A 17911-nucleotide genomic window follows, 5' to 3' on the forward strand; every position below is an offset into this window, starting at 1 on the left:
AATCGCGCACGGAGGTGTTAGTGGTGACCAATTCTCTCGCGAGCGGCCTGGATTTTGAGGACATGTTTGACCTCGCCCCCATATCCCTGTGGATGGAGGATTACAGCGGGCTCAAGCAGTTGTTCGCGCAATGGCGCGCCGCAGGCGTCACCGATTTGCAGCAGTTTTTCCGCGAGGACCCCCGGCGCGTGCAGCAATGCAGCCAGTGCTTTCAGGTGCTGCGCGTCAACCAGTACACGCTGGAGCTTTTCAAGGCCCCTGACCAGGCCACGCTGCAAAACCGCCTGGATGAGGTGTTCCGCGGCGATATGCACGACAGCATCGTCGCCGAGCTGCTGGCCCTGTGGGACGGGCAGCTGAGCTTCGCCAACCGCTCGGTGAACTACGCGCTGGATGGCCGGCGCATGGACATTCAGGTGCGTTTTCGCGTGCTGCCCGGCTATGAAGACAGCTGGAGCCGTGTGCTGGTGTCGCTGGAAGACATCACCGCCGAGGTGATGAGCACGCAGCGTCTGCAGGCCAGCGAACAGTACGCGCGGGATTTGTTTGCCCACTCCCCGGTCTCGCTGTGGGTGGAAGACTTCAGCGCGGTCAAGCAACTGCTGGACGAGGTGCGCGAGCGCGGCATCCGCGACTTCCGCACGTTCTTGAAGGTGCACCCTGAGTTCGTCACCCGCTGCATGCAGGAAATCCGTGTGATCGACGTCAACCAGCAGACACTGGAGATGTTCGGCGCCAGCAGCAAGGCCAATCTGCTGCACAACCTGTCCCAGGTGTTCCGGGGCGAGATGTACGATTCCTTTGCCGAACAGTTGCAGGATCTGTGGGACGGCAAGCTGGTGCAGCAGCGCGAGGTAGTGAACTATTCGCTGACCGGCGATGTGCTGCACATCCACATGGAGTTCGCCATCATGAACAGCCACGCCCGGAACTGGGATCTGGTGCTGTTGTCGCTGGTGGACATCACGGCCCGCAAAAAAGCCGAGTCCTACCTGGAATACCTGGGTAAGCACGATGTGCTGACCCAGTTGCGCAACCGTGCCTTCTATACGGAAGAGCTCAACCGGCTGTCGCGCAAGGGGCCATGGCCGCTGTCGGTGATTGCCATCGACATGAACGGTCTCAAGGGCGTGAACGACGACCACGGCCATGCCGCAGGCGATGCCATGCTGCGCCGTATTGGCGAGGTGCTGACCAAGGCGGTGGATGCGCCGGCCTGCGCGGCGCGCATCGGCGGTGACGAATTCATGGTGCTGTTGCCCGGCACCGACGAGCGCGGTGCCCAGGCCATGCAGGAGCGCATTCTGTCGCTGCTGGAGCTGAACAACCAGTTCTACCCCGGGCAGACCATCCATCTGGCCATGGGCCATGCCTGCGGGCGGGAGGGGGCCAGCATGGAAGCGGTGGTGCACCGGGCCGACCAGGCCATGTATGCCGAGAAGATGCGCTTCTACGCGGGGCGTGCGCAGGACCGGCGGGTCGACAGCATGCTGTGAGGCCTTTGGCGCAAGGCAGGCGCGTCCGGAATTCAGGCAGTCAGTTCCCGCGCCCCATAAAAAAGGCTGGTGTTGTCACCAGCCTTTTTTATGGGGCGGCAGTGCAGGCCAGCGCCCGTCACTGCCGCAAGGGCTCTGATTCGATCAGGAAGCCAGGGCGGCCAGGGCGCGGGTGGTGATCTCTTCCACGGTGCCCGTGCCGCTGATGGCGCGGTACTTGGGGGCTGCAGCAGCGTCGGCCTTGGCCCAGTTGCTGTAGTAGTCCACCAGAGGGCGGGTCTGGTTGCTGTACACATCCAGGCGCTTCTTGACGGTTTCTTCCTTGTCATCCTCGCGCTGCACCAGGGGTTCGCCAGTCACGTCGTCCTTGCCTTCAACCTTGGGCGGGTTGAACTTGACGTGGTAGGTGCGGCCCGAAGCGGGGTGGCTGCGGCGGCCGCTCATGCGCTCGATGATGGCGTCGAACGGTACGTCGATTTCCAGCACGTAGTCCAGCTTCACGCCGGCGGCCTTCATGGCATCGGCCTGGGGGATGGTGCGGGGGAAGCCGTCAAACAGGAAACCGTTGGCGCAGTCGGCCTGGGCGATGCGTTCCTTGACCAGATTGATGATCAGGTCGTCGCTGACCAGCTGGCCTGCGTCCATCACGGCCTTGGCCTCCAGGCCCAGGGGGGTGCCGGCCTTGACAGCGGCGCGCAGCATGTCGCCGGTGGAGATCTGTGGAATGCCGTATTTCTGGCAGATGAAAGTGGCTTGCGTGCCTTTGCCGGCGCCGGGTGCGCCCAACAAGATCAGTTTCATGGAATTCCTCGGGATGTATGAAAGCGTGGCTGCGGTCCGACACAAGAAACCCAGCGTCAAGCTGGGTGGATGGCGGACCGGCATATGTTTTTTCGCGGGCAAGGATAGCACGCGTGCACCTGACAGGCGCTTACACGGCGCTGGGGCCTGCACCGCTTGACGGCACGCCATGTGCCTGCCAGCACCGAGGCGGTGCACGGTGTGCCGCCAGCACGCTGGTGGCTGGCTGTGTACGGGTCTTGTGCAAGAGTGACTTGCGATCTTGTAGAAGACTTTTGTCGGGAAAAGCAAAAATGAGAGCTTTGCATGCTTATGTTTACAGGACTTGAAGAGGCTTTTACATGCAAATCATAGAAACGTGAGCATAAACCGCTCTCATTTTGCGCTTTGTGACAGTTCAGCGACCGGCCAGCAGCGCGCGCACGCGCTCCAGGTCTTCGGGCGTGTCCACGCCAGCGCCGGGCGCATGCTGTGTCACATGCACGGCGATTTGGTGGCCGTGCCACAGCGCGCGCAGCTGTTCCAGCGCTTCCACCTGCTCGGTCGGCGCGGGTGTGAGCTGCGGAAACTGGCGCAAAAACCCTGCCCGGTATGCGTAAATTCCAATGTGGCGCAGTGGGCCATAACCTGCGCTGGCACCGGTCTGCGCGGCCTGCCACCAGGCGGTGCCATTCTGGTCACGGTGGTGGGGAATGGGAGCGCGGCTGAAGTAGTGCGCCAGACCCACGGCATTGCACACCACTTTCACCACATTGGGGTTCTGGTAGTCCACCAGAGTCTCGATGGGGTGGGCTGCGGTGGACATGCTGGCCTGCGGGCGGTCCTGCAACAGGCAGGCCACGGCGCCGACCAATGCCGGATCGATCAGGGGCTCATCGCCTTGCACGTTGACCACGATGTCGTCGCCATCCAGCCCCAACGCGGAGCAGGCCTCGGCCAGGCGGTCGCTGCCGCTGGGGTGGTCTTCGCGCGTGAGCACCGCCTGCACACCGTGTTCGGCGCAGGCCTGCAGGATGGCGGGGCTGTCACCGGCCACCACGACGCGGGTGGCGCCGCTTTGCGCAGCCTGGCGCGCCACGCGCACCACCATGGGCAGGCCGGCAATGTCGGCCAGCGGCTTGTTGGGCAGGCGGCTGGAGGCCAGGCGCGCCGGGATCAGGACGGTGAACGGAGCAGCAGAAGACATGGCGGCAGGGCTTTCCAGGGAAATTCAGGCTTCCAATTCTTCGTCGCTCAGCGTGCGGGCTTCGTTTTCCAGCAGAACGGGAATGCCGTCGCGCACTGGGTAGGCCAGGCGGGCGCTGCGCGAGACCAGTTCCTTGCGCTCGGCGTCGTAGCGCAGCGGGCCCTTGGTGACGGGGCAGACCAGCAGTTCAAGCAGTTTGGGATCCATGGCGTGTGCTTTCGTTATTCGGTAAAAGAGGCAGGCGCTGTGCGTTGCCATGCACCGCAAAGGGCTCAGGGCGTGGCGGGCCGGGGGCTGTTGACAGCTGCCGATGATAGGCGGGCGGTGGCCAGGCGCTGGTCCAGCAGGTCAAAAAAAGCCTGTGGAATGTCCAGCTCCAGCGGCACGGCCAGTGCGTCGGGCTGCAGCGGCCACAGCTTGACGGCATCTTTTTCGGTGCAGATCAGCAGCGCGTCTGGATCCGCCGGCCGCTGCCAGCTCTCAAAATTGTAGTGATCGGGCAGGGCCTGGGCCTGTGCCAGCTGCAAACCCTGGTCTTGCAGCATGGCAAAGAAGCGTTCGGGCCGGGCCACGGCAGCCAGGGCGTGCAGCGGGCGGTCTGCCAACTGTGCCAGCTGCACATGGCGGCCGTCGGAGCGCAGGGCGTAGGGCGCGAGCTGGCGTTGCATGGCAAACACCGGCTGGCTGGCCGGGGTGTGTTCTGGCGCAGGGCCGGTGTGCAACACCGCATCCACGGCGCGGGGCCAGGGTTCACGCAGCGGCCCGGCCGGCAATTGCCAGCCATTGCCGATACCGCCATCGTGGAAGACGCAGATTTCCACATCGCGGGCCAGTGCCGTGTGCTGCAGGCCGTCGTCGCACACCAGGATGTCGACCTCCGGATGGGATGCGCGCAGCGCACGGGCGGCGTCCAGGCGCTGTGGGGCCACGAACACCGGCACGCCGGTGCTGCGGGCCAGCAGCAGAGGCTCGTCGCCCACATCCTCGGGAGCGGACTGGGGCAGCACCGCACGGCAATCCTGGGTGCTGCGGCCATAGCCGCGGGAGATGATGCCGGGCGTCCAGCCTTTGCGCTGGAGGTGGCCGACGATGGCCTGGGTGACCGGTGTCTTGCCCGCACCACCGGCAATCACATTGCCGACCACGATGGTGGGCAAGCCGGCATGCCCGGCATGGGCGGCACCGCTGCGGCGCTGGCGGGCGGCCAGTGTGCCGTACAGCAGCGACAGCGGCCACAGCGCCCAGGCCAGCGCACCGCGGCGCTGCCAGATGCGGCGCAGCCAGGCGGCGCGCCGGGCACTGCCGCCAGCGTTGTTGCCGGGATTGGAAGGAGAGGCGGGGGCCGGAGATGCCATGCGTGTGAATCGGTGAAGGGCTATGGCAGGGCGACGCGGCGGCGCAGTGGTGCGTCCAGGGCGGCGTGGGCCAGGTTCAGCGCTTCGCTCCGGCAGACGTTTGCGTGGCAAACGTGATCTGCGACAGGCTGGCGCGGCGTGCGGCCTCCATCACTGTCACCACGGCCTGGTGGGGGGCCGCAGCGTCGGCGTTGATGATGACGATGCTGTCGCTGCCTGCCTTGGCGGCCGCGCGCAGGCCTGCGGCCACAGCGTCCACGCTGCGATCGGCCAGGGCCTGCTTGCCGATCACATAGTTGCCTTCGGCGGTGACGGCGATCAACACCTCGCGCGGGCGGTCACGCTGCTGCTCCACATCGGCCACGGGCAGCGTCAGTTGCAGCTCGGTGAAGCGGCTGTAGGTGGTGGACAGCATCAGAAAGATGAGCACCACCAGCAGCACATCGATGAAGGGGATCAGATTGATCTCCGGCTCTTCGGTGCGGCGGGGGCGGAAGTTCAGTGCCATGGGGCGGTCTTTGCTTCGGTAAGGGCGTGGCTCAAGCGCGCAGCTGTGCCAGATGGCGCGCGAACTGTTCGGACGACAGCTCCAGGCTCAGCAGGAAGCTGTCCACGCGGGCTCGGAAATAGCGCCAGAAGATCAGGGTGGGGATGGCCACAATCAGACCGAACGCCGTGTTGTACAGCGCGATCGAGATGCCGTGTGCCAGCTGGGCCGGGTTGCCGCCTCCGACCGCACCGCCGCCCGACTGCGAGCCGAAGATCTCGATCATGCCGATCACGGTGCCCAGCAGCCCCAGCAGGGGCGCTGCCGAGGCGATGGTGGCCAGTGCGCCCAGGTACTTTTCCAGGCGGTGGGCCACGGCACGGCCGGTGTTTTCCAGCGTGGCGCGCACGTCTTCATCGCTGGCATGAGGGTTGCGCGTGAGCAGTTGCAGGCTGCTGGCCAGCACTTCGCCCAGGGCACTGTTCTGCGCCAGCTGGGTGACGGTCTGCTCACCGGGCAGGCCGTTGTGGGTGACGGAGATGGCTTCCTGCAGCAACTGGGGCGGCGCCACCTTGGCATCGCGCAAGGCCAGGAAGCGTTCAATGATCAGGGCGAGGGCCAGAATGGAGCAGGCAATCAGGGGCCAGATCGGCCAGCCTGCGGCTTGTATGATCGAGAGCAAGGTTTCTTCTTTCCGCGTGATGGGGCAGCAGCGGGCCATTATGGCGCAGTGCGGCACCGTCCTACGCGCCGCAGCGGGGCATTTTGCCCGCGCAGGTTCCGCCTGCGCGCCTATAGCACAAAAAATCCTGTGGATAACTTTGTGGGGAAGCAATGCTCCGGAATGCCTGCCGCAGGCAATGTGAACCTTGTGTGAATCTGCTGCGTTGCGGGAAAATTTAAAAAACCTTTTGAATTCAATAAATTAAAGATGTATTTGCAAGTGCTCATGGAAGATTTCTGTGCAAACATCAGCCAGAAGGTAAATGTGTTCCGCTGTGGATATGCACGACTTTCTGCCGCTCTGGCAAGTTGAGGCCGCGCCATGTTTGACCCTTATCAGTCCTCTGCTTCTCCTACAGTCTGGTCCGTGGGCGCACTGTGCCGTGCGGTGGCCGATGCACTGGAAGCACGTTTCAATCCGGTCACGGTGCGCGGAGAGATCACCGGGTTTTCCCGTGCTGCCAGCGGGCATTGCTATTTCTCGATCAAGGACACGGCGGGCCAGATCCGCTGTGCCATGTTCCGCCGCGCCGCCAGCTCCCTGGCCTTTACGCCGCGCGACGGCGAACTGGTGGAATTGCGCGGGCGTCTGGGCGTGTACGAGCAGCGTGGCGATCTGCAACTGATCGTCGAAAGCCTGCAGCGTGCCGGGCAGGGGGCTTTGTTCGAGCAGTTCCTGCGCCTCAAGGCCCAGTTGGAGGGCGAAGGCCTGTTCGATGCCGACCGCAAGCGCCCGCTGCCGGTGATGCCGCGCGGCATCGGCCTGGTCACCTCGCCCGGCGCGGCGGCGCTGCACGACGTGGCGACGGCCTTGCAGCGGCGTGTGCCGCACATCCCGGTGGTGCTGGCCCCGGCCATGGTGCAGGGGGCCGCGGCGCCGGCTTCGCTGGTGGCGGCCTTGGAACAGCTCTACGCACGGGCTTTGCACCCGCGTGCCGGTGAGCCGCCGATTGATGTGATCTTGCTGGTGCGCGGTGGCGGCTCCATGGAAGACCTGTGGGCTTTCAACGATGAGTTGCTGGCCCGCACCGTGGTGCGCAGTCCGGTGCCGCTGGTCAGCGGGGTGGGGCACGAGACCGATTTCACCATTGCCGACTTCTGTGCCGACCTGCGGGCCCCTACGCCCACGGCGGCTGCCGAGCTGGTGGCCCAGCCGCGTGATGCCTGGCTGGCTGCGCTGGACCAGCTGGAATCCCGTGTGCAGGGCGGCATGGACCGCTGGCTGGACCGGCAGGGCCAGCGCCTGGATCTGGCGGCGCAGCGCCTGGGCCGCCCCTCGGGCAATCTGGCCCAGCAGCGCCTGCGCTGCGAGCGCCTGGGTCAGCAGCTGCGGCATGCGGTGCTGTTGCAGGTGCAGCAGCACACACAGGTGCTTGGGGCACAGCAGGCCAATCTGATGCCCATGCTGCAGCGCCAGTTGCTGCAACGCCGCCAGCACCTGACGCAGCTGGCACACCGCCTGGAACTGCTGGACCCGCGCCGCGTGCTGCAGCGCGGCTACAGCCTGCTGACCGACAGCACCGGCCGCGCGGTCACCCGGGTGGCGGACGCCCCGGTGGGTGCGGCGCTCAAGGCACACCTGTCGGACGGCAGTGTCGACGTGACCGTCACCCAGCCCAAGCTGCTGTGAGTCTGTGATGTGGCACAGCGTGGGGCAAGGTGGCGCGCGCACTGTAGAGCAAAACCGGCGATGCCATGTATCCCGGCAACACAAAACGCGCACCGTGTGTGCGCGAATACCGCAACAGGGCCGCGCTTCTTTCTACAATGCGCAGTGAGCTGAAGCTGGTTTGCGCTGCATCAAAGCCGCCATGCCAGCCTTGCCGCGGCTGCGGTCAAGCAGCTGGCATGCACCTGGGTGCGGCAGCGCTTGCAGAACACCACAACATCCAACCACGAGGAACACCACCATGGAACGCACTCTGCCCCCACTGCCTTACGCGATCGACGCCCTGGCTCCTGCTTACAGCCAGGAAACGCTGGAGTACCACCACGGCAAGCACCACAACGCGTATGTCGTCAAGCTCAATGAACTGCAAGTGGGCACCGAGTTTGAAAACATGGAGCTGGAAGACGTGATCAAGAAGTCTTCGGGCGGCATCTACAACCAGGCAGCCCAGATCTGGAACCACACCTTCTTCTGGAACTGCATGACCCCCAATGGCGGTGCTGCACCCACCGGCGCTCTGGCAGATGCCATCAACCAGAAGTGGGGCTCCTACGCCGACTTCAAGAAGGCTTTCGTGGCCTCGGCCGTGGGCAACTTCGGTTCTGGCTGGACCTGGCTGGTGAAGAAGGCCGACGGTTCCGTGGACATCGTCAACATGGGCGCTGCCGGCACCCCCCTGACCACCGGCGACAAGGCGCTTCTGACGGTGGACGTGTGGGAACACGCGTACTACATCGACTACCGCAACGCCCGTCCCAAGTTTGTCGAAACCTTCTTTGACAAGCTGGTGAACTGGAAGTTTGCCGAAGCCAACTTCGCCGCCTGATGGCGCGCTAGCCTGTCGGCAGACCCACCCGCAGTGGCCCCTGGCGCTGCTGCTCCCGGTCTGCTTTCCGGCTGCAAAGATGGCGAAAAAGCCTCCCTTGGGAGGCTTTTTGCTTTTTGCCATCGGCATGAGCGCGCACCATATCCCTGTGCGACCAAGGGTATGGGCATGCGCAGCGAGTGTTGCATGGTGGCCGTAAGAGAATGCTTGCAAAAAAGCGGCAGCACCATGATGCAGCCGCCTCCCAGGGAGGTCAGTCATGCGGCATTCGTACGAATTCTTGTTGCAGGCATTGTTTGCCCGCATTGCCCATTTGCCCCGCTGCAGCACGCTGCAAGGAGCCTATGAATGCCTGCAGACGTCGTGGTTGCAGGTGAACCAGGAGCACGAGTCCTCGCGGCGCATGCTGCACCATGTGGTGACCCGCAGCCTGTGCGCCGAGCATGGCTGGCAAAACCTGGACGGCGACCCGTGCCGCAAGGAGTCGGACCACCAGCCCGGCGTGTGGGTCAATCTGCACCGCAATGGCAGCATCGTGTTCGAGCGTGTGCTGCCCGAGGGTGGAAGCACCATTTTGTTCGCGCACCCAGGCACAGGCGTGCGCATGCCCAAAGGTCCCATTGTGCTGAGCGGCACACACAGCGCCTGGTGACCGCTTGGCTGTTCGGCTGTTCAGCTGTTTGCGCCGTGCTGCACGGAGCAGCCCCTGTCCGCCTGGGTTTGCGCTGCGTCGTCGGCGCAGGCCGTTGTCGGAAGGAGGTAGGGGCAGGGGATAGAGGGCATCCCCCGGAACGTCAGGGGCGGAAGGCCTCGCCCAGAATCTTGGTGCCTGCCTTGATGCCGCGCTGGGCAAACCAGCCCTGGTTCATCTCCAGCACAAAGCGCACTGGCCGGGCCGAGCAGTGCGAGGTCTCGGTCATGGGTTTCATGTCTTCCAGATTCACAATGGTGCCGTCGTCGGCCACGAAGGCTGCCGTCAGCGGCAGCACGGTGTTGCGCATCCAGAAGCACTGCACGCCAGGCTGGGAAAAGACAAACAGCATGCCTTCCTGGGAAGGCATGCTCTGGCGGAACATCAGCCCGGTCTGGCGCGTGTCGTAGGTATGGGCCACCTGGGCATCGATGCGGTACATGCCAATGTGCATTTCCGTGCGTGGCAAGTTCATCTGGGGCTGGCCCTGGGGCGCCGCCGGCGCTTCGGTGCGGGCCTGGGCCGGGCCGGCCAGGGCGTTGACCAGCAGGCACAGCGCGCCCAGGCGGCGCAGTGTGGACATCAACAGGGGAACGGGAGCGTGGCGCATCAAGGGTCTCGTCAAAAACAGTCTGGACTCCGCCTGGCGGCGGCCAACATGCGCCACATTGTGCGCCATGGTGCAGGGGATGCGCGGCAAGTGTGCGGCCGGCGCAGTTTGCGTACTGTCATCCCCGTGCCACGCCAAAGTCGGCAGTTCGCGCGAAAGCGCGGGTGCAGTCGATAGAATCGTTTGCAATCGCTGCATCACATTATCCGGAGACCTTCACGACATGACCGCTTACCAGCACATCCAGGTGCCACCCGCTGGCCAGAACATCACCGTCAACGCCGACCAGACGCTGAATGTGCCCGACCAGCCCATCATCCCCTTCATCCAGGGTGACGGCGTGGGGGTGGACGTGAGCCCGGTGATGCGCAAAGTAGTGGATGCTGCCGTGGCCCAGATCTATGGCGGCAAGCGCCAGATCCACTGGATGGAAATCTATGCGGGCGAGAAAGCCGTGGGCCTGTACGGCCCCGACATGTGGCTGCCGGCCGAGACCATGGACGCGGTGCGCACCCATCCGGTGTCCATCAAGGGGCCGCTGACCACGCCGGTGGGTGGCGGTATCCGTTCGCTGAACGTCACGCTGCGCCAGGAACTGGACCTGTATGTCTGCCTGCGCCCGGTGCGACATTTCCGTGGCGTGCCTTCGCCGGTGCGCGAGCCCGAGAAAACCAATATGGTTATCTTCCGCGAGAACTCGGAAGACATCTATGCCGGGATCGAATTTGAAGCCGGTTCCGACCGCGCACAGCGCCTGATCGATTTCCTGAGCAAGGAACTGGGCGTGCAGAAGATCCGTTTCCCCGAGACATCGGGCATCGGCATCAAGCCCATTTCGCGTGAAGGCACGGAGCGCCTGGTTCGCAAGGCCATCCAGTACGCCATCGATCACGACAAGCCTTCGGTGACCCTGGTGCACAAGGGCAACATCATGAAGTTCACCGAAGGCGCTTTCCGGGACTGGGGCTACGCCCTGGCGCAAAAGGAATTCGGTGCGGAGCCGATCGATGGCGGCCCCTGGATGCGTGTGAAGAACCCGAACACCGGCGCCGACATCGTCATCAAGGATTCCATCACCGACGCCTTCCTGCAGCAGGTGCTGCTGCGGCCGGTGGAATACTCGGTGATCGCCACCATGAACCTCAACGGGGACTACATCTCCGACGCGCTGGCAGCGCAGGTGGGCGGTATCGGCATTGCCCCCGGTGCCAACATGTCCGGCACCATCGCCATGTTCGAAGCCACCCACGGCACGGCACCGCGCTACGCCGGCAAGGATTATGTGAACCCTGGCTCCATGATCCTGTGCGCCGAAATGATGCTGCGCCACATGGGCTGGACCGAGGCGGCCGACCTGATTGTCGAAGGCATGGAGCGCACCATCCTGAGCAAGAAGGTGACCTATGACTTTGCCCGCCTGATGGCCGGCGCACAGCAGGTCAGCTGCTCGCGCTTTGGCGACGAGATCATCGAGCAGATGGTGAACGTGTAATCCCTCCGGGCCATCTACACCCCCAAAGGAACGCTGCGGCGTTCCTTTTTTTGTGGGCGCAAGGAGAGGGCGCCCATCAGCCTGCGCAGGCACCGGTGCAGTGGGCGCACCAGTACCGGAAGAGCTGGCATGCCCTGCCGTCTTTCAAATCCGCATCAGCCCGCGAGGGAGGTGGGCGGTTTGCGTTGTCCAGGGTACTGCAACGCACGGTGCAGTCGCGCGGTGGACAGCGCATGCTGCAGGAGCGTCTGGTCCCGCGCTATGGTGAGGTGGTTGCGCCGCCGCAGCCTGCTGTGGCCCGGCCGGCCAACGCAGACATACCGCATAACAACAGGAGACACCAATGACTGCTTCCCTCTCTACGGCATGGCCTCGCACCGCTGTGGCTTCGGCCACATCCGTCCTGCTGGCGGCCTGCCTGTGGACGGCTGCGCCGCCGGCCCAGGCCCAGAACGCGGGCGCTGTGGCCCCCACAGCCACGGCACCCGCTGCCGCCCATCCCGCGGCACAGGCCCTGCAGGCCCAAATCGACACCCGTGCCAAAGCCATCGAGCAGCAGCTGATCGCCTGGCGCCGCGACATCCACCAGCATCCCGAGATGGGCAATCTGGAAACCCGCACCGCGGCGCTGGTGGCCGCGCACCTGCGCAAACTGGGCATGGAGGTGAAGACCGGCGTGGCCGTGACCGGTGTGGTGGGGCTGCTCAAGGGCGGCAAGCCCGGTCCGGTGGTGGCGCTGCGTGCCGACATGGATGCCCTGCCGGTGAAGGAACAGGTGGATGTGCCGTTCGCCTCCAAGGCCAAGGGCGTGTTCCTGGGCAAGGAAGTGGACGTGATGCACGCCTGCGGGCATGACGCGCATGTGGCGATCCTGATGGCCACGGCCGAAGTGCTGGCGGGCATGAAGGAGCAGTTGCCGGGCAGCGTGAAGTTCATCTTCCAGCCGGCGGAAGAAACGCCCGCCACCTTCGAGCCCGACGGGCAGAAGATCTGGGGCGCCAAGCAGATGATCAAGGAAGGGGTGATGCAGAACCCCAAGGTGGATGCCGTCTTTGGCTTACATGTCTCGAGCAGCTACCCGGCCGGCTGGATCGCCTGGCGCCCGGGCCCGGCCATGGCCGCAGCCGACCAGTTCTGGATCGATGTGCAGGGTAAGCAGACCCATGGTGCCCGCCCCTGGCAGGGGATCGATCCCATCGTCACCGGTTCGCAGATCGTGATGGGGCTGCAGACCATCATCAGCCGCCAGTCCAATATCGCGCTGGAGCCGGCGGTGATCACCGTGGGCACATTCCACGGCGGCAACCGCATGAACATCGTGCCGGATACGGTGTCGATGACCGGTACCGTGCGCACCTACGACGAAGGCATGAAAAAAGACATCCACCAGCGCATCAGTACCACGGCCACCAACATTGCCGAAAGTGCCGGCACCACGGCCAAGGTGAAGGTGGTGGAACTGTACAACGCCGTGGTGAATCCACCCGATCTGACGGCGCAGATGGCGCCCACCCTGCAGCGTGTGGCCGGCAGCGGCAACTACGGGGTGATGCCCAAGGCATCGGCATCGGAAGACTTCTCGTTCTACCAGCAGGAGGCGCCGGGCCTGTTCTTCAACCTGGGGGTGACCCCGAAGGGGACCGAGCCGGCCAAGGCGGCCCCCAACCACTCGCCGCATTTCTATGTGGACGAGTCCGGCCTGATCTACGGCGTGCGCGCACTGGCTAGCCTGACCGTGGACTACATGCTGCAAAAGCAGTAAGGCGAAAAGCGACCCAGGCTCTGGATGGCTGGGCCCGCACCATGAAAAACGGCTGCCTGGGAAGGCAGCCGTTTGATCGGGCGCAGGGCTGGATTACCAGAGCAGGATTTCCGGCTTGGTTTCTGCCGGCTGCTGGGTGAGCAGCAGGAACTGGCTGTAATCCTTGCCGGCAATCCAGCTGGGGGGCTTGCCGCGGCCCGTCCATTTGGAGCCGGTGTTGGGATCGTAGTATTTGACGGCGACCTTGGCCTTCTTCTCTTCGGCCCAGGGGAAGACCTGCTGTGCGGTAAAGCCGAATTCCTTGATCAGCTGGCGCACGGTGGACAGGGCTTCGGCGGATTCTTTCTTCTGTGCCTGGGCAATCAGGCGGTCCAGTTCTTCTTTTTGGTCGAGCAGCTCTTGGTAGCTTGGCATTCTGCGGGGGGAGTGGGTGGTCAATGAAATGAGAGCCCTGGGGCTGCGAGGGCAGCCGATGCCGGTGTGGACGAGGGGAACCGGCCGGGCCAGCACGCCATATTAGCGGAACTGGGCGCGGTGGCCGCTGGGGTGTGCACGGGCCGCCACGAAACAGGGGGATACCCCTGTCTTTCCGTCAGCCCAGGGCCTGCAGCGGCAAGGCCGGGGTCAACGCCAGCTCCTGCACGCCCCGCACCACGTCGCCAATCACCAGCACACAGGGGCTGCCCAGCTGTTCGCGCGCCAGGGCGGCGGGCAGGTCGGCCAGGCAGGTCAGGGCGTGGCGCTGCTGGGGCAGACTGGCGTGCTGGATGGCCGCCACCGGGGTATCGGCCGCAAGACCGCCGGCGCACAGGTCGGCCGCAATCTGCCCGGCCGCCGCCACCCCCATATAGACCACCAGGGTCAGCTTGGCTGCCTGGGCGGTGGCGGCCAGCTGGCGCCAGTCGGTGCCGGCGTCCCCCGGCTTGGCGTGGCCGGTGATGAACACCACGCCATGGGCCCGGTCGCGGTGGGTCAGCGGTGCGCCCAGGCTGGTCAGCCCGGCCAGCCCCGCCGTGATGCCATTGATGACCTGCACCTCCACGCCTGCGGCGCGCAGATGCTCCACTTCCTCACCGCCCCGGCCGAAGATGAAGGGGTCACCGCCCTTGAGGCGCACCACGTTCTCTCCTTCCTGCACCGCCATCAGCATCAGTTTTTCGATGAAGGCCTGGGGCGTGCTCTGGCAGCCGCCGCGTTTGCCCACATGCACCACGCGGGCCGAGGGCGCCGCATGGGCCACGATGGCGGGGGAGACCAGGTCGTCCACCAGGAGCAAGGTGGCCGCCTGGATGGCCTTGAGCGCCTTGACGGTCAGCAGCTCCGGATCGCCCGGGCCGGCGCCCACCAGGGTGCAGCAGCCGGTCAGGGCGGGACGGGGGGCGATGGTGGTGGTGCGGGAGCGGTTCATCGTGGGTCTCCTGGGCGGCTAGGGGGTATCGGGGGCATGGTCAGGCGGGCAAGGCTTGCTGGGCGCTGTCGCGCACCAGCTGGCGCAGCCGCGGCAGGCAGGAGCCGCACTGGGTGCCGCATTTCAGCTGGCTTTGCAGCTGTTCCAGACGCTGGGCGTCGCTGCCGCGGCAGTCGTGCAGGGTCTGGGTGATGGCCTGCTCGTCCACGCCCCAGCAACTGCACACGGTCGCGCTGCGGGCACTGGCCAGGCCGCTGGGCGGCTCGGCACCGGGGCTGAGCAAGGTCCGGCTGCTCAGTTGCAGCGGGGCATCGCCTTCCAGCAAAGCCGACAGCCAGCCGCCGGCACGGGTGTCGCCGCACAGCAGCAGGCCGTCCAGCCAGGTCTGGCCTGCCGTGTCACCGCTGCCGGCGCGCAGGCGCAGCGTGCGGCTGTGGCCGCGTTGTACATCGGCGTAATGCAGCAGGTCCGGCCCCTCCAGCTGCAGCAGCTGGCGGACGTGCTGCAACAGGGCCGCATCGGGCGCCGTGGTGCATGCTGCGCGCAGCAGCAGGCCCTGGCGGGCGCCGGCGGCTTGCTCCAGGGCACCGTTTTCCCCAAAAGGCACGCAGCTGGCACAGTCGAACGCAGGGAGCAAGGCGGCCAGTTGCTGGCGTGCGGCGAGGACGCGCTCCGGGGGCAACCAGACGCGGGCCAGCAAGCTCCACGGCAGGTCCACGGCCTGTACGTTGACGGCGGCATGCTTGAGCTCCGGCTGCTTGGACTGGGGGCAGAACGCCGGGGTGGTCAGTGCGTTCACGCCCCCCACGGCTTGGCCCTGGGGGTCGCGTCCGCTCAGGTACTCGCTGCCCCAGTGCATGGGCAGGTAGACCTGGGACAGACTCAGGCCGGGATCGGCCTGTACCGGCAGCACGATCTGGCCGTGGCGGCTGCGCACCGCCACCAGTTGGCCGGGCTGCAGACGGCTGCGTTCCATGTCCTGCGGGTGCATGCCCAGCACGGGTTCGCTCTGGTAGGCAAACAGGCGGCCCAGTTGGCCGGTGCGGCTCATGCCATGCCACTGGTCGCGCAGGCGGCCGGTGTTCAGGCTGAACGGAAAGCGCGCGCTGCGCGGCTCGGCGACAGGGCGGTAGGGCTGGGCGGCAAAGCGGGCGCGGCCGTCGGCGGTGGGAAAGATGCCGTCGGCATACAGGCGTGCCGTCCCTGCCTGCGCACCGGTGGGTAGCGGCCATTGCTGTGGGCCTGCGGATTCCAGCAGGGGCCAGGACAGGCCGGTGATGTCCAGGTCCCGTCCGCGCGTGCTGTCGCGGTGTTCGTTCCAGATCCGCTCGGCGCCTGCTGCGGCGTTGCCGGTGTCATAGGTGAACAGGCTGGGCTGGCCGGGGCGCAGGCGGGTCTCGATGCGCTGCGCGATCTGCGTGGCAATCTGCCAGTCGTGCCGGGCCTGGCCTGGCGCCGGCACTGCGGCGCGCACACGGGAGATACGGCGTTCGCTGTTGGTGACGGTGCCCAGCTTTTCCCCCCAGGTGGTGGCGGGCAGCAGCAGATCGGCGTAGGCGGCGGTGGCCGTGGTGGCGAATGCGTCCTGCAGCACCACCCAGTCTGCACGTTCCAGTGCGCGGCGCACAGTGGCCTGGTCTGGCAGGCTGTGGGCGGGGTTGGTGCAGGCGATCCACAGGGCTTTGATCTGGCCGTCGGCGGCAGCTTCAAACAGTTCGATGGCGGTCTTGCCGGGACTGGCCGGCACGCTGGGCACGCCCCAGAAGGCGGCCACTTCGGCACGGTGCTGCGCATTGGCCAGATCGCGGTGAGCGCTGAGCAGATTGGCCATGCCTCCCACTTCGCGGCCCCCCATGGCATTGGGCTGGCCGGTCAGCGACAGCGGGCCGGCACCCGGCTTGCCGATCTGGCCGGTGGCCAGGTGCAGATTGATCAGCGCGGCGTTCTTGGCCGTTCCGCTGCTGCTCTGGTTCAGGCCCTGGCAGTACAGGCTGAGCGTGGGGGCGCGCTGGGCGGTGCTGCCGTCTTCGCCGCCCAGTGCAAACCAGCGCGCGGCCTGCAGCACATCCTGCATGTCCAGGCCGCAGTCGAGTGCCACGCGCTCGGGGGTGGCTTCGCGCACCAGGGCCTTGATGCCGTCGAAACCGCTGGTGTGGCGGGCGATATAGTCCGTGTCCAGCCAGCCTTCCCACAGCATGGCGTGCAGCATGCCGTGGAACAGCTGCACATCGGTGCCGGGCTGCAGCGGCAGGAAGAGGTCGGCGATCTCGGCCGTCTCGGTGCGGCGCGGGTCGGCCACGATGATCTTGAGCTGCGGGTTGGCGGCCTTGGCGTCTTCCATGCGCCGGAACAGGATGGGGTGGGCCCAGGCGGCATTGCTGCCCACAATGAACAGACAACGGGCATGCTGCAGATCGTCGTAGCAGGCAGGCGGGGCATCGGCGCCCAGGGTGGCTTTGTAGCCTGCAACGGCGCTGCTCATGCACAGGCGGGAATTGGTGTCCAGGTTGTTGGTGCCCAGCAGGCCCTTGGCCAGCTTGTTGAAGACGTAATAGTCTTCCGTCAACAACTGGCCGCTGGCGTAGATGGCCACGGCATCCGGCCCGTGCTGCTGCACGGTATCGGCCATGCGGGTGGCCGCCAGGTCCAGTGCGGTGTCCCAGTCTGTGGGCTGGGGCGCCTGCCCGCGCGCAGCGCGCAGAAGCGGCTGCAGCAGCCGCGTTTGCTGGGCCAGCGCGGGGGCGGCGGTCAGGTGCAGCGTACTGCCCTTGGTGCACAGGCGGCCGTGGTTGGCGGGGTGCAGGGGGTCACCGCGCACGCCGGTGATCTGCGTCCCTTCGGACTGGATGATCACACCGCAGCCGACGCCGCAGTACGGGCAGGTGGAACGGGTTTCGGCCATGGTGTGGGCTTTCCGAGGTGGGGAGCGGCGTGTGCAGACGGGTCTGTACATGCCACCATGCTTGAGCTTGAGAGTGGTGCTGCGTTCAGGCCGCGTTGCTGGCGGCCTGGCCGCAGCGGCGGGCCGGCCCGGCGATGGGACGGGTCAGGTCGGTGGCCTTGGTGGCCAGCTCGGCCGCATCCATGAACACCTGGCCGTCGCGCACCTGGACGACAAAGGCGGGGGTACAGCCCTCGTCGGGCGCAGCGGCCTGGCCGTCGCACAGGTCCAGGGTCCAGTTGTGCAGCGGGCAGGCCACGCTGCGGCCGAACACCATGCCCTGCGACAGCGGCCCGCCTTTGTGCGGGCAGCGGTCGAGCAGGGCGAAGATTTCGTCCTCGGCATTGCGGAACAAGGCCACGTCCAGCCCCTGGGGGCGGGCGACGCGGCGGGCGCCCAGCACGGGGATGTCGTGGACGGCGCAGATGGCTTGCCAGGTGGTCATTGCTATTCCTTTCGGATCT

18 protein-coding genes are annotated in these 17911 nt (G+C 65.8%); 7 read left to right on the forward strand and 11 right to left on the reverse strand.

From position 1 onward, the window contains the following. The first annotated feature begins 62 nt into the window (after positions 1-62). Positions 63-1496, forward strand: a complete 1434-nt coding sequence (locus KW830_RS04135) for a diguanylate cyclase domain-containing protein (RefSeq protein WP_255578063.1) — start codon at positions 63-65, stop codon at positions 1494-1496. Between the two features lie 144 nt (positions 1497-1640). Here the strand turns inward: KW830_RS04135 and adk are convergent, their stop codons facing one another. From adk to KW830_RS04165, 6 genes are all read right to left on the reverse strand, one after another. Next, positions 1641-2297 carry an adenylate kinase gene (adk, locus tag KW830_RS04140; protein ID WP_218332231.1) on the reverse strand — a complete coding sequence of 219 codons (657 nt, stop codon included), beginning with the start codon at positions 2295-2297 and terminating at the stop codon, positions 1641-1643. 397 nt (positions 2298-2694) lie between these two features. Beyond that, positions 2695-3483, reverse strand: coding sequence for a 3-deoxy-manno-octulosonate cytidylyltransferase (kdsB, locus tag KW830_RS04145; protein ID WP_218332232.1), 789 nt, complete (start codon positions 3481-3483; stop codon positions 2695-2697). 24 nt (positions 3484-3507) lie between these two features. Continuing rightward, positions 3508-3690, reverse strand: coding sequence for a Trm112 family protein (locus KW830_RS04150; protein ID WP_066531949.1), 183 nt, complete (start codon positions 3688-3690; stop codon positions 3508-3510). 65 nt (positions 3691-3755) lie between these two features. Next, positions 3756-4838 carry a tetraacyldisaccharide 4'-kinase gene (gene lpxK / locus KW830_RS04155; protein WP_218332233.1) on the reverse strand — a complete coding sequence of 361 codons (1083 nt, stop codon included), beginning with the start codon at positions 4836-4838 and terminating at the stop codon, positions 3756-3758. 76 nt (positions 4839-4914) lie between these two features. Then, on the reverse strand, positions 4915-5340 hold the full coding sequence (locus KW830_RS04160) for a biopolymer transporter ExbD (RefSeq protein ID WP_066533291.1): 426 nt from the start codon (positions 5338-5340) through the stop codon (positions 4915-4917). A gap of 37 nt (positions 5341-5377) precedes the next feature. Next, the gene (locus tag KW830_RS04165; protein ID WP_218332234.1) at positions 5378-6007 is read right to left on the reverse strand and encodes a MotA/TolQ/ExbB proton channel family protein; all 630 of its coding nucleotides are present in this window, start codon (positions 6005-6007) and stop codon (positions 5378-5380) included. Between KW830_RS04165 and KW830_RS04170 the strand changes: the two genes are divergently transcribed. The 4 genes from KW830_RS04170 (at position 5994) to KW830_RS04185 (ending at position 9195) form a co-directional block, all read left to right on the forward strand. After that, a complete protein-coding gene (locus KW830_RS04170) occupies positions 5994-6191 on the forward strand; it encodes a hypothetical protein (protein ID WP_218332235.1) in 198 nt (65 codons plus the stop codon). The genes KW830_RS04165 and KW830_RS04170 overlap by 14 nt on opposite strands. Positions 6192-6370: 179 nt before the next feature. Continuing rightward, on the forward strand, positions 6371-7678 hold the full coding sequence (gene xseA, locus KW830_RS04175; RefSeq protein WP_218332236.1) for an exodeoxyribonuclease VII large subunit: 1308 nt from the start codon (positions 6371-6373) through the stop codon (positions 7676-7678). A 280-nt stretch (positions 7679-7958) separates the two neighbouring features. Continuing rightward, positions 7959-8543, forward strand: coding sequence for a superoxide dismutase (locus KW830_RS04180; protein ID WP_066531943.1), 585 nt, complete (start codon positions 7959-7961; stop codon positions 8541-8543). A 259-nt stretch (positions 8544-8802) separates the two neighbouring features. Then, on the forward strand, positions 8803-9195 hold the full coding sequence (locus tag KW830_RS04185) for a hypothetical protein (protein WP_218332237.1): 393 nt from the start codon (positions 8803-8805) through the stop codon (positions 9193-9195). A gap of 142 nt (positions 9196-9337) precedes the next feature. Here KW830_RS04185 and KW830_RS04190 read toward each other — a convergent pair whose 3' ends face one another. Beyond that, entirely contained in the window at positions 9338-9844 is a 507-nt protein-coding gene (locus KW830_RS04190; RefSeq protein ID WP_255578068.1) for a DUF192 domain-containing protein, read from the reverse strand. A 223-nt stretch (positions 9845-10067) separates the two neighbouring features. On the opposite strand from KW830_RS04190, the gene icd reads away from it, so the two are divergent. Then, entirely contained in the window at positions 10068-11336 is a 1269-nt protein-coding gene (gene icd / locus KW830_RS04195) for an NADP-dependent isocitrate dehydrogenase (protein WP_218332238.1), read from the forward strand. Positions 11337-11679: 343 nt separating this feature from the next. Continuing rightward, positions 11680-13098, forward strand: a complete 1419-nt coding sequence (locus KW830_RS04200; protein ID WP_218332239.1) for an amidohydrolase — start codon at positions 11680-11682, stop codon at positions 13096-13098. Positions 13099-13191: 93 nt separating this feature from the next. Here the strand turns inward: KW830_RS04200 and KW830_RS04205 are convergent, their stop codons facing one another. The 4 genes from KW830_RS04205 to nirD form a co-directional block, all read right to left on the reverse strand. Next, entirely contained in the window at positions 13192-13512 is a 321-nt protein-coding gene (locus KW830_RS04205; protein ID WP_218332240.1) for an H-NS family nucleoid-associated regulatory protein, read from the reverse strand. A gap of 178 nt (positions 13513-13690) precedes the next feature. After that, on the reverse strand, positions 13691-14506 hold the full coding sequence (cobA, locus tag KW830_RS04210; protein ID WP_218332241.1) for a uroporphyrinogen-III C-methyltransferase: 816 nt from the start codon (positions 14504-14506) through the stop codon (positions 13691-13693). Between the two features lie 40 nt (positions 14507-14546). Beyond that, positions 14547-17408, reverse strand: coding sequence for a nitrate reductase (locus KW830_RS04215; protein ID WP_218332242.1), 2862 nt, complete (start codon positions 17406-17408; stop codon positions 14547-14549). Positions 17409-17493: 85 nt separating this feature from the next. Next, positions 17494-17892, reverse strand: a complete 399-nt coding sequence (gene nirD, locus KW830_RS04220) for a nitrite reductase small subunit NirD (RefSeq protein WP_218332243.1) — start codon at positions 17890-17892, stop codon at positions 17494-17496. Positions 17893-17911 lie beyond the last annotated feature (19 nt).

Origin of the sequence: Comamonas sp. CMM03 (assembly GCF_019218715.1) — a bacterium.
GTDB lineage: Bacteria > Pseudomonadota > Gammaproteobacteria > Burkholderiales > Burkholderiaceae_C > Comamonas > Comamonas terrigena.